11 protein-coding genes are annotated in these 12,889 nt (G+C 40.2%); 10 read left to right on the top strand and 1 reads right to left on the bottom strand.

Translation table 11 applies throughout. The features are described 5' to 3' along the window. Positions 1-4: 4 nt before the first annotated feature. Positions 5-937, bottom strand: coding sequence for a nitronate monooxygenase (locus D8872_RS00320; RefSeq protein WP_125389553.1), 933 nt, complete (start codon positions 935-937; stop codon positions 5-7). 292 nt (positions 938-1,229) lie between these two features. Here D8872_RS00320 and D8872_RS00325 point away from each other — a divergent pair, with 292 nt between their 5' ends. The 10 genes from D8872_RS00325 to D8872_RS00375 all read left to right on the top strand — a co-directional run bounded on the left by D8872_RS00325 (position 1,230) and on the right by D8872_RS00375 (position 12,810). Then, entirely contained in the window at positions 1,230-1,460 is a 231-nt protein-coding gene (locus D8872_RS00325) for a DUF1858 domain-containing protein (RefSeq protein ID WP_037617645.1), read from the top strand. 2 nt (positions 1,461-1,462) lie between these two features. Beyond that, positions 1,463-2,824 carry a DUF438 domain-containing protein gene (locus D8872_RS00330; RefSeq protein ID WP_125389554.1) on the top strand — a complete coding sequence of 454 codons (1,362 nt, stop codon included), beginning with the start codon at positions 1,463-1,465 and terminating at the stop codon, positions 2,822-2,824. 26 nt (positions 2,825-2,850) lie between these two features. After that, positions 2,851-3,105, top strand: coding sequence for a DUF1912 family protein (locus D8872_RS00335; protein ID WP_002899692.1), 255 nt, complete (start codon positions 2,851-2,853; stop codon positions 3,103-3,105). A 268-nt stretch (positions 3,106-3,373) separates the two neighbouring features. Continuing rightward, complete coding sequence (locus D8872_RS00340) at positions 3,374-3,937, top strand: GNAT family N-acetyltransferase (RefSeq protein WP_125389555.1); 564 nt, start codon at positions 3,374-3,376, stop codon at positions 3,935-3,937. 83 nt (positions 3,938-4,020) lie between these two features. Then, positions 4,021-4,836 (top strand): hypothetical protein, encoded by an 816-nt coding sequence (locus tag D8872_RS00345; RefSeq protein WP_125389556.1) that lies wholly within the window; start codon positions 4,021-4,023, stop codon positions 4,834-4,836. After that, positions 4,829-7,480 (top strand): valine--tRNA ligase, encoded by a 2,652-nt coding sequence (locus tag D8872_RS00350; protein ID WP_125389557.1) that lies wholly within the window; start codon positions 4,829-4,831, stop codon positions 7,478-7,480. Before D8872_RS00345 ends, D8872_RS00350 begins: the two co-directional genes overlap by 8 nt. Positions 7,481-7,553: 73 nt before the next feature. Continuing rightward, a complete protein-coding gene (locus D8872_RS00355) occupies positions 7,554-8,480 on the top strand; it encodes a Hachiman antiphage defense system protein HamA (protein WP_125389669.1) in 927 nt (308 codons plus the stop codon). Positions 8,481-8,752: 272 nt separating this feature from the next. Next, a complete protein-coding gene (locus D8872_RS00360; protein WP_446677432.1) occupies positions 8,753-10,735 on the top strand; it encodes a helicase-related protein in 1,983 nt (660 codons plus the stop codon). A gap of 518 nt (positions 10,736-11,253) precedes the next feature. Continuing rightward, positions 11,254-12,504 (top strand): diaminopimelate decarboxylase, encoded by a 1,251-nt coding sequence (locus D8872_RS00370; protein WP_125389559.1) that lies wholly within the window; start codon positions 11,254-11,256, stop codon positions 12,502-12,504. 57 nt (positions 12,505-12,561) lie between these two features. Continuing rightward, positions 12,562-12,810 carry a YneF family protein gene (locus D8872_RS00375; RefSeq protein WP_015605536.1) on the top strand — a complete coding sequence of 83 codons (249 nt, stop codon included), beginning with the start codon at positions 12,562-12,564 and terminating at the stop codon, positions 12,808-12,810. Positions 12,811-12,889: the final 79 nt, after the last annotated feature.

Consider the following 12,889-nt stretch of genomic DNA (forward strand, 5'->3'; position numbering starts at 1 on the left):
AGGATTATAGCTTGATTTCAGTGTTTTGGAGAACCTTCTGAGCATCGGAAACGATTGTGTCGAGGATTTCTTTACATGGACGAATTTCCTTGACTAAGCCAGCGATTTGGCCACTCATCATAGAGCCATGTACGGTATCTCCTTCGTAAACAGCTTTAGAAAGAGAACCGATGGTGATTTCTTCGAGTTCGTCACGATTGGTGCCCTTGTTTTCTAGTTCGATATAGTGGTCGGTCATTTCATTGCGGATACAACGAACTGGTGCACCAGCAATACGACCAGTAACGGCAGTGGCAGTGTCATTGGCTGCGATAATGGCATCTTTGTAACCTGCTGAAATTGGGCATTCTTCAGAGGCTAGGAAGATAGTTCCCATCTGAACTCCTTGCGCACCGAGGACAAAGGCAGCAGCGAGACCACGACCATCGGCAACCCCACCTGCAGCGATGACTGGAATATCAACTGAGTCAACAATCTGAGGAATGAGAGCCATAGTATTGGTTTCACCGATGTGACCACCAGCTTCAGAACCTTCGGCAATCACGGCATCAACTCCGAGCTCTTGCATTTTTTGCGCGTGTTTGACACTGGCAATAACAGGGATAACCTTGATACCTGCCTCTTTCAGATAAGGCATGATGAATTTTGGTGTACCAGCCCCAGTCGTTACGACAGGAACTTTTTCTTCAATGATGACTGTCACAATATCCTTGATATTTTTCATCATGAGCATAACATTGACGGCAAATGGCTTGTCAGTCAATTTACGCAGTTCACGGATTTCTTCGCGCAACTGCTCACCCGTCATTCCTCCTGAAGCGATGATTCCCAGTCCGCCAGCTTCTGAAACAGCTGCCGCCAGTTGGTAGTGGGAAATCTGAGCCATGGCTCCTTGGAAAATAGGGTACTTGATGTTCAACAATTCTGTAATAGACATAGGGCATCTCCTTTATTCTGTATTTAAAATCATTATATCACTATAATAAAGCGTTTTCAAGAAAGCTCTAGTCTGGCAAAAGATAAGAGTTTGTGAAAATAATCTCAGTAATCCTTGATAGGACTGGCTTTTTCTTGTGAAACTCCGTTTATCAGTGTCCTTATAACAATAACTTATAGTCTATTAGAATTTGTTATATTCTCTAAGATCGAATTTGAGCAAGCGCGGAAAGGATTTTTATTGGACGCATCTTTTGTGATATAATAATAAAAAATACACGGAGGTAGGGCATATGGATAATGTGATTGATTTGTCTATTCCAGTGGCAGAAGTGATTGAGAAGCAGCCTGAGGTTTTGGATGTTTTGGTCGAGTTGGGCTTTAAGCCTCTGGCCAATCCTGTCATGCGCAATACAGTCGGGCGCGTGGTTTCTATCAAAAAAGGAGCTGGTATGAACGGCATTGACCTGAATAAAATCAAGCAAACGCTGGAATTGAACGGCTATGAAGTGGTGGGGATTTAGGCATGGCTACTGAACGCATTGAAGTCCTCAAGTCTATCTTGCTGGATTTACATAATGGAGCTTCGGCAGAGTCCGTTCAGGAGCTTTTCAACGAGCATTTTGCTGGTGTGTCCGCTATCGAAATCAGCCTGATGGAGCATGAGCTGATGAACTCGGATACGGGAGTGACTTTCGAGGATGTCATGTCCCTCTGCAATGTCCATGCCAACCTCTTTAAAGGTGCCATTCAGGATGTGGAGGTGGCTGATACCGACCATCCAGGCCATCCTGTTCAGATCTTCAAGCAGGAAAATTTAGCGCTGCGGGCTGCCCTTATGCGGGTTCGCAGGCTCCTATCCACCTATGAAAGCACAGAAGATGAAGAGCTTCTTCCAGAAATCCGCAAGGGACTCCAGCGTCAGCTGGGTTTAGTGGCGCAGTTTGATGTCCACTATCAACGCAAGGAAGAGCTTATGTTTCCTATCATGGAAAGCTACGGCCACGATTCGCCGCCCAAGGTCATGTGGGGTGTAGACGACCAGATTCGGGACCTTTTCCAAGAGGCTAGGTCTGCTGCAGAACAGCTGCCAGATACTTCTATTCAAGAAGTCAAGGATAAGTTTGAGACTTTTGCTGCTGAGTTTGAAGCTATGATTTTCAAGGAGGAGTCTATCCTTCTCATGATTCTCCTCGAGTCCTTTACTCAAGATGACTGGCTCAAGATTGCTGAGGAGAGTGATGCTTATGGCTATGCCATCATCAAGCCAACGGAGAAATGGATTCCTGCTTGGCACTCATTCTCGGAGGAGGAAGCTGGGGATGCTGCTGATGAAGGAAGCGAAGCGCCAGCCAGCACAGAGCAGACTAGTGATGGCAGATTTCAGCAGGTCATTGATACGCCAGATGGTCAGGTCACCATTTCCTTTAAGCCCAAGGAAAAGAAAGAGCAAGCCTTTAATCGGGACTCCCAGCAGCCTTTTGGCCATGGCTATCTGTCGGTGGCGGAGGCCAATCTGATTTTAGATCATCTGCCCATGGAGATTACCTTCGTCAATAAGGACGATATTTTCCAGTATTATAATGACAGTGTGCCAGCAGACGAGATGATTTTCAAGCGGACGCCGTCCCAGATAGGGCGCAATGTCGAGCTCTGCCACCCGCCCAAGTTTTTGGACAAGGTGCGGCGGATTTTCAAGGCTCTGCGTGAGGGAGAACGGGACAAGTTTGAGATGTGGTTTAAGTCGGAATCACGGGGCAAGTTTGTCCATGTGACCTATGCGACGGTGCGGGATGAGGCTGGTGAATTTCAGGGGGTGCTGGAGTATGTGCAGGACATTCAGCCCTTCCGTGACATTGACAGTGATTTTTACCGAGATTTGGACTAGGTATTTGCAGTTAGAAAGTGAGAAACATGAGTTACGAACAGGAATTTTTACAGGAGTTTGAAGCTTGGGTCAAGACCCAGGTCATGATTAACGAGATGGCCCTCAAGGAGAGCCAGGCAGTCTACGAGGCGGACCAAGACGAGCGGGCCAAGGAAGCGGCCATTCGCTATGAGAGTCGACTAGATGCCTACCAGTTCCTTTTAGGAAAATTCGCCAACTATCAGGCGGGCAAAGGATTTCATGATCTGCCAGACGGACTTTTGGGTGAGAGAAATTATTGATTTTTCGCTGGAAAGGTGATAGAATAGGTTCATCAGAGGTGTTTTGAGTCAAGCATTTTACAGAAAGTGGCGGTGCTGAGAAGTCCACAAATGTGTCAAAACTGGTTGCTGATGGTTAAAAATGAAATAAAAGTGTCTTTGTATTTACTTCAAAGACGAAAGTTGCGGGCAACTGCCCGAAATTGGGTGGTACCGCGGATAAGCACATTCGTCCCTTTCTAGTCTGACTAGGAAGGGATTATTTTTATGTTGCGGAAAGGAGGGTTGAATGAAACTTCTTGAATCTTATAATGGCAAAGAGTTGCCAAGGTTGGAAACTGAGCGGTTGATATTGCGTCAGCGAACGGCAGATGATGTGGAGGATATGTTTGCTTATGCTGGTCTGCCTGAAGTCTGTTATCCAGCTGGCTTTCCTCCTGTAGATAGCTTGGAAGCAGAGCGTGACTATTTTGAAAATCGCTATTTTGAAAATTTGGAAAAGAAGGAACTTCCGTCAGGCTATGGCATTACGGTTAAGGGGGAAGACCGAGTCATTGGCTCTTGTGACTTCAATCACCGCCATGAAGATGATGTCTTTGAAATTGGCTACCTCCTGCATCCAGATTATTGGGGGAAGGGTTATGTGCCAGAAGCCGTCAGTGCTTTGATAGAAGTTGCTTTTACCATTCTTAAACTCCACAAAGTTGAAATTCGATGTTTTGATTACAATAAACAAAGTCAACGAGTCGCTGAGAAACTTGGTTTCACCCTTGAAGCTCGCCTCCGAGACCGCAAAGATGCCCAAGGCAATCGCTGTGCAGAGTTGGCTTATGGCTTGCTGAGGAGTGAGTAGGAGGAAAAAGTTGTTAGTTGAACCGTTCGAAAATTTCGAACAGTTGAGATATAATACTAGTATTTGAGAGTAGGTGGTAAATATTGGAAGTGGGTCAGATTATTACCCTACTTAGTGGAGCAGGAATAGGAGCTGTATTAAGTGCAGTTTTGTTATTTATAAATAACACTAAAAAGAATAAATTAGATTTTATAACGAAAGAACGTTCAGAGTGGAGAAAGGAGATAAAGTCAATTATAGTTGATTTATTGAGTGGGAAGAATCGCTTCTTTGCAATAAATAGACTCGAAACACAATTAAATCCATATGGTAGATATATATCTAAAGAAGATACATATGAATTTTATATGAATGATGGTCATATTTGGAGATTAGTTGATAATTTCGATTATTCAACTAAAAGTGTAAATGTATTAACAAAATACTTAGAACTACTTTTAAAATATGACTGGGAAAGATCAAAACGCGAGATAAAACTCGATATATTTAATAGTTTTATATACTTTATTCTTATTATTACTTCTCTATCTAATTCTTTATTAATTCTGTTCAAAATAACTGACTTAACTCAAGGGATAGTACTTGCACTATCATCATTTTTTATGATAGCAAGTGTATTCTATTTTAGAAGCTTTACTAAAAATTTTAAAAAAATGCCAATCTTTGAAGGGATCTATATTGGTTTCTTATGTCTTTCTATGTATTATGGTATAGATGGTATGCTATATTGGCTAATTTTGCCTGAAACAAAAGATTTAAGAAGTTTATTTGCCACATTGTTAATTCTAGCATTAATATTAAGTACAGAACTGAAGATTATTATAGATACTAATATTGAGGAGAAGAAGTATATTCTTTGCCTAAAAGAGATTTTAATTAAGGAGCACACACATGTCTAAAGAACTTTCACCTAAATACAATCCAGCCGAGGTTGAGGCTGGTCGTTACCAAAAATGGCTTGATGCGGATGTTTTCAAGCCTTCTGGTGATCAAAAGGCTAAGCCTTATTCGATCGTTATTCCACCACCAAATGTAACTGGGAAACTTCACCTTGGTCACGCTTGGGATACAACCTTGCAAGATATCATCATCCGTCAAAAACGCATGCAAGGTTTTGATACGCTTTGGCTTCCAGGTATGGACCATGCTGGGATTGCAACTCAGGCTAAGGTTGAGGAGCGCTTGCGTGGTGAAGGCATTAGCCGTTATGACCTGGGTCGTGAAAAATTCCTCGACAAGGTCTGGGAATGGAAAGACGAATATGCCACTACCATCAAGGAACAATGGGGCAAGATGGGCCTCTCTGTAGACTACTCTCGCGAGCGTTTCACTCTTGACGAAGGTTTGTCAAAAGCCGTTCGCAAGGTCTTTGTGGACCTTTACAAGAAAGGCTGGATCTACCGTGGTGAGTTTATCATCAACTGGGACCCAGCTGCTCGCACAGCCCTTTCTGATATCGAGGTGATTCACAAGGATGTCGAAGGTGCCTTCTACCATATGAACTACATGCTAGAAGATGGCTCACGCGCCCTTGAAGTTGCGACAACTCGTCCTGAGACCATGTTTGGGGACGTTGCCGTTGCCGTCAATCCAGCAGATCCACGCTACAAGGACTTGATTGGTCAAAACGTAGTTCTTCCAATCGCTAATAAACTCATCCCTATCGTTGGGGACGAACACGCAGACCCTGAGTTTGGTACTGGTGTCGTGAAAATCACACCTGCCCACGATCCAAATGACTTTTTGGTTGGTCAACGCCATAACTTGCCACAAGTCAACGTTATGAATGACGACGGAACCATGAACGACTTGGCCTTTGAATTTGCAGGTATGGACCGTTTTGAAGCTCGTAAGGCAGTCGTTGCTAAGTTGGAAGAAATCGGTGCCCTCGTTAAAATCGAAAAACGTGTCCACAGTGTTGGTCACTCAGAGCGTACAGGTGTAGTGGTTGAACCCCGCTTGTCTACGCAATGGTTCGTCAAGATGGACCAATTGGCGAAAAATGCTATTGCCAACCAAGACACAGAGGACAAGGTAGAATTCTACCCACCTCGTTTCAACGATACCTTCCTTCAATGGATGGAAAATGTCCACGACTGGGTAATCTCTCGTCAGCTCTGGTGGGGTCACCAAATCCCTGCTTGGTACAATGCTGAGGGTGAAATGTACGTCGGAGAAGAAGCTCCAAAAGGCGACGGTTGGACTCAGGACGAAGACGTCTTGGATACTTGGTTCAGTTCTGCTCTTTGGCCATTCTCAACCATGGGCTGGCCTGATGTCGACTCAGAAGATTTCAAACGTTACTTCCCAACTTCAACCTTGGTAACAGGTTACGACATCATCTTCTTCTGGGTGTCTCGCATGATCTTCCAATCCTTGGAATTCACTGGCCGTCAGCCATTCCAAAACGTTCTTATCCACGGTCTCATCCGTGACGAGCAAGGACGTAAGATGTCTAAATCTCTCGGTAACGGGATTGACCCGATGGATGTCATCGAGAAATATGGTGCCGATGCCCTTCGTTGGTTCCTTTCAAACGGTTCTGCACCAGGGCAAGACGTGCGCTTCTCTTACGAGAAAATGGATGCTTCTTGGAACTTCATTAACAAGATCTGGAACATCTCTCGCTACATTCTCATGAATAATGAAGGCTTGACCCTTGAGCAAGCAACTGCCAATGTCGAAAAAGTTGTCAACAAGGAAGCTGGGAATGTCACAGACCGCTGGATTCTCCACAACCTCAATGAAACGATTGGAAAAGTAACTGAAAACTTTGATAAGTTTGAGTTTGGTGTTGCTGGACACATCCTCTACAACTTCATCTGGGACGAGTTTGCGGACTGGTACGTTGAGTTGACCAAGGAAGTCCTTTATAGCGATAACGAAGAAGAGAAAGTCATCACACGTTCTGTTCTCCTTTACACTTTGGATAAGATCCTTCGTCTCCTTCATCCAATCATGCCATTCGTGACAGAGGAAATCTTTGGACAAATATCAGAAGGCTCTATCGTTACAGCGGAATACCCAACTGTCAACCCAGCCTTTGAAGACCTTGTTGCTCACACTGGTGTGGAAAGCCTTAAAGACTTGATCCGTGCCGTTCGTAATGCGCGTGCGGAAGTGAACGTAGCGCCAAGCAAGCCGATCACCATCCTTGTTAAGACAAGCGATAGTGATTTGGAAGCCTTCTTTAACAGCAATGTCAACTACATCAAACGCTTCACAAATCCAGAACACTTGGAAATCGCATCAACCATCCCTGCGCCTGAACTTGCAATGTCAAGCGTCATCACAGGAGCAGAAATCTACTTGCCACTGGCAGACCTCCTCAATGTGGAAGAAGAACTGGCTCGTCTCGACAAGGAACTGGCTAAATGGCAAAAAGAACTGGATATGGTTGGTAAGAAGCTCTCTAACGAACGCTTCGTAGCCAATGCCAAACCAGAAGTCGTCCAAAAAGAACGCGACAAAGAAGCCGACTACCAAGCAAAATACGACGCGACAGTGGCACGTATTGATGAGATGAAGAAGTTGGTGAAATAAACACAGAAACACGGTGATGAGCCGTGTTTTTTGGTATAATGAAAATGAAATTTATTGGGTTGGGAGTTGGATATTGAGAGATAATCTTAAAAATTTAATAAATAGTACAATAGTAAAATATACTTTTCCTATTGTACTGACTGACGAACAAGGGCAAGTGACTTCAATTAATAAGAGTAATTTGACATCTACAGAAAAGGATGAATATTGCTTTAAAGGCAATGATAATGACATTTCAAAGATAATTTATAATGGAATTGTTGAGTTCGCTGAGAATGAGTTTAAGATTGATTATGTTAACTTGGATAGAGAACAAACAAAGGTAATCAAAACTAAATTAAAATATAATGAGAATGATTTCTCTCAAACAAAACTTCAGTACGGATTTTATGGGGAAGTACTTTTAGATTTATTTCTAAGAAATTATTTTCATACTGATGTTCTAATTGCTAGAGGTTATTTTTATTCTCCTCTTGAAAAATCTGAACCAAAAGGGTTTGATGCTTTTCATATTATTGATAATAAAGGTAGTTTAGAACTCTGGTTTGGAGAAGCAAAATTTCATCAAAGTTTTACATCTGGAATTAACTCTGTACTTTCCAAGATAAATTATTCTATTTCAGATGAATATTTGAATAATCATATGTTTGCAATTATTAATGAGAAAGATAATATCTCTCATTTCCATCCAATTTTAGAAGGAATAATCAAAAGATGGGAGAATAATCCTGACCTGATTCTTATCGATGAATTACAAAATAATAATATTGAGTTAATGTACCCTGTTTTTATTGCATATCAAAAACAGCAAACCTACGGTTACGAAGAATCAATTGCATCTAGTGTGGATAAAATCAATAGGGAGTTAGGAAAATATTCGTTAAATTTGGCTGTTAAAATAAAGGTTAGTGTATTTGTAATGCTCTTACCTGTTGATGATTCTAATAAATTAAAGGAAGAAGTGATTGAATGGATAGAAACGAAAGAACCGCTCATCTAATCAAAGAATTGAATTTATATAAACGATACCCTGAAAGAAGAGGCGTCTTTGTCAAGTCAACTTGTGACTATTACGATGCTGTTAAATTAGACGAACTTACAAGTAGTGATTTAAATTTCTTGCGTTATATAGCAAATGAAGCTGGAGTACCACAATACTTTGAGCTACTTGAAAGAAAGTATCAAGAAGGTAATGAAATAAATCCAGAGGACATGAATTTATTATCCATGAGTTCATTTTTAAATGAAGCGAATTTAATCGTAACTGATTATATGCTACATAAATACCAAAAAGAAGTTTTAGAATTATTCAAAAATAATTCAGTTAATAGATATGTCCTCTCTGCTCCAACTTCATTTGGTAAAACTTTTATTGTTTATACTATTATAAAGAAAATGAATTATTCTAATATATTATTAGTTTTTCCTACGATTAGTCTGTTATCTGAAAATTATTTAAAGTTGCAAAATGATGAGTTTTTTTCTCCGTATAAAATACATACTCTAAGTGAAATAAACGAGGACGAACTTGGAGAAAAAAATATTTTTATTTATACTCCTGAACGATATCTTTCGTTTTTAGATAATAATACTAGTTATTTTGATTTTACTTTTGTGGATGAAATATATAAAATAGACAATGACTTTATTATAGATAATGATACTCCAGAAGAAAATGAACGAGATACTGCTTATAGACTTGCTTTAGAATATGCTTGCCAAAATAGTAAAGATATTTTACTTGCTGGACCTTATATTCAATTTCAGAAACTAGATACAGAAAGAAATTCATTCAATAATTTTGTTCGAGTTAATAAATTTACAATTCTTGAATATAATGATGTTGAGATTGTGTCTAAGAACATTACACACATTGATAGAAATAAGTTTGAACTTGGAAATATTAAATATAAATTAAATGTAGGTACCTCGTCCCTACAAGATAAAGTAGTACAAACTATTGTAAAGATAGAAGGTAATACTCTAATTTATTGTGGAAGCAAGCCAGATGTAGAGAGATTTGCTAATCATATGTTGAAAAACGAAGAATATCTTTCGCTTTTGTCAGAAAAAGAGTATAAAGAAAATAATGAACTATTTTCTATTTTTTTAAAACATATAGAAAAGAAATTTGGATCAGATTGGATTCTATATAAAGCACTTGAAAAGAGAATTGGACTCCATCATGCAGGAATACCAAAATATCTTCAGAATGAAATAATTAATTTGTTTAATAGTGGGGAACTGTTGTGTCTTTTTTCGACAACAACAATTACTGAAGGAGTCAATACAACTGCAAAGAATTTGATTGTTACTGCAGTAAANAAAGGAAGGAAGCCATTAAAACAGTTTGATGCTAAAAACATTGCTGGGAGATCTGGTCGATTTAATGTTCATTATAGTGGCAATGTTATTGATTTAACAAAAGAATTTGAAATTATCATTAATTCGCAACAGGATGAAATTGAACATAAAAATTATGATAATTACCACAATAAAACTGACATTGATTTAGAAGTGACTCTGGATGAATTTCTGACAAATGATGATAAGAGGTTTAAAGATGAAATTAATAAGGCAAAACAAGAGTCGGGATTACCAGATTTTATTTTTCAATCATATAGAATTATAGGCCCCTTGGAAAAAATCTTGATTTATAATCGAATAAAAGTGATGTCCGAAGTTGAATTTCGTAAAATTGATCGATTAAAGCAAGTATTAAGTCTAAGCAATGGTACAAAAATTCATTGGGAAGGTTTTCAAACAGTAGTTGATATTTGTCGTCAATTTATTTCTAATTCCGAGTTAAAACAGATAATGGAAACTAGAGTAGGTAATAAAAATTATTCTTTAATTGTAGTACAACTGTCAGGATTTTTAGAAAAAGGCTTTTTAGGAACTGTTGATTATTACGTTAAACAAAAGAATTACAGTAAAGATAGAGCAATTAGTAAAACTTCTAAATTAATCTATACAATATTTAAATATCATCTTGTAAAGTATTTAGGTGTATTTGATTTGTTATATAGATTTCATTATTCAAGAGTTCATAGAAGAAATTTTGATGATGTTGCTGGAATTAAACTCCTTCTACAGAGGCTAGAGTATAATGCTCTAACTAATACTGGTAGAAAACTAAGCGATTATGGTGTTCCGTTTGAATTAGTAAAATATTACGATGGAGTAGTAAATACTAAGAATTTTGATTTATATGAAAATTACGTCGATACAAGAATACAAAAATTACTTGAGTGAAAGAATAAAAATAAGAACCTCATTATTATCTTGAGGCACTTATTTAGTAATTGCATTTAGAGAATCGTAAATATGATATCGTTGGAACTAATCCATTCTACTTTGATTTTAGTTCCAACGGTCACATTCATTTGATTGAACCAGTCGTTAAAGGCTCTCAAATTGCCTTGACCAGAAAGATTTTTAGCATAGGGATCTCCACCATGAGAATTTCCTGATGCTTTTACTATTCCATAGAAGTATCTATCTTTCGATCTAGCATTAAAAATATTCTGTCCTATATCATCTCTTCCTTGCGTGTGATTAGAATTAAAAATTCCAAATTGATGTGCTACTGAACTCGAAATTGGGATATAACATTCTCCTGTTATCAGGGGTCGAGAATTGGTGTGCCTGTATGTTCCCTATCCAATATGAGTTTTTTTAAGTTCTACTATGTTTATATTTCAGTATTTTTCCCCTCCCCAGCCTACACTTGTGGTATAATATTGTCAGTAAAAGAGAAAGTAGGAGCGTGTATGAAAACTCCATTTATCAGTCGTGAGCGCTTGGCGGAGCTGACCGCGCAGTTTCTAACGCCTTTCCATCTTTATGATGAGAAGGGGATTCGAGCGAGAGCGCGGGCTTTGCATGAGGCTTTTGCTTGGAATGCTGGTTTTAAGGAATATTTTGCTGTCAAGGCGACACCGAATCCTGCTATTTTAAAAATTCTCAAGGAAGAGGGCTGCGGGGTGGACTGTGCTAGCTATGTGGAGTTGCTCATGAGCCAAAAGCTGGGCTTTACTGGGGATGAGATCATGTTTTCGTCCAATAATACGCCAGCTGAGGAGTTTCGTCTGGCGCGGGAGCTGGGCGCGACCATCAATCTAGATGCTTACGAAGATGTAGCTTTCTTGAAGGAAGTGACTGGGATTCCCAAGGTGATTTCTTGCCGCTATAATCCCGGCGGTGTCTTTGAGCTGGGAACCAGCATTATGGATCATCCGGAGGAAGCTAAGTTTGGTATGACCAAGGCGCAGCTAATTCAGGCTTTCAAAGAGCTTAAGGAGCTGGGAGCTGAGAAATTCGGCATCCATGCCCTTTTGGCCTCCAATACTGTCAGCAATGACTACTATCCAGCACTGGCGCGGCAGCTTTTTGAGTTGGCTGTAGAAGTCGTGGCTGAGACAGGAGTCGAGCTAGACTTTATCAATCTGTCTGGCGGTGTCGGGGTCAACTACCAGCCTGATGGAGAGGAAAATGACATTGCGGTTATCGGTCAGGGAGTTCGTCAGGCCTATGAGAAAATCCTGACACCAGCTGGTCTGGGGCAGGTCAAGATTTTCACCGAGCTGGGGCGTTTTATGCTGGCACCTTTCGGCCTCTTGGTGACCAAGGTGACGCACAAAAAGCAGACCTATCGGACCTATCTGGGAGTGGATGCTTCTGCGGTTAATCTCCTGCGTCCCGCTATGTATGGCGCTTATCACCATATTACCAATATGGATCGACCAGAAGGACCGACGGAGATTGTCGATGTGGTCGGCAGCCTCTGTGAAAACAACGATAAATTTGCCATCCAGCGGGAGCTACCTGTCAGTCAGATTGGCGATACGCTAGTCATTCATGACACTGGTGCCCACGGCTTCTCCATGGGCTACCAATACAATGCCAAACTGCGCTCTAGCGAGATTCTCCTAGAGGAAAATGGCCAGGCTCGCATGATTCGTCGGGCTGAAAAACCAGAAGATTATTTTGCGACTCTCTATGGCTTTGATTTTGAAAAATAGAGATAATTTGGTATAATAAAGAGTAATGTAAAAAATGAAACAGGAGTTCGGATTATTATGAATACATTGTTAGCAATTTTATTGATTATGCTGGCTTTCTTTGGTGGGATTTTGCTTGGTATGTACTTGCTTCGCCGTCAGGTCGAAAAGGAATTTGCAGAAAATCCACGTCTCAATGTAGAAGCGGTGCGGATGTTGCTCAGTGCCAATGGTCAAAAACCAAGTGAAGCACGTGTTCAACAAGTTTACCGTCAAATCATCAACCAACAAAAAGCAGCAGTTGCTAAAAATAAAAACAAAAAATAAGCTTCTCTCAGCTGCCTTTTGGTGGCAGACGGAGATTTCTATATAAAAAATGGGGATTTGGGCTAGGCTTCCAATCCCT

The sequence above is a fragment of the Streptococcus cristatus genome (genome assembly GCF_003943815.1).
In the GTDB taxonomy this organism is placed as follows: domain Bacteria; phylum Bacillota; class Bacilli; order Lactobacillales; family Streptococcaceae; genus Streptococcus; species Streptococcus cristatus_F.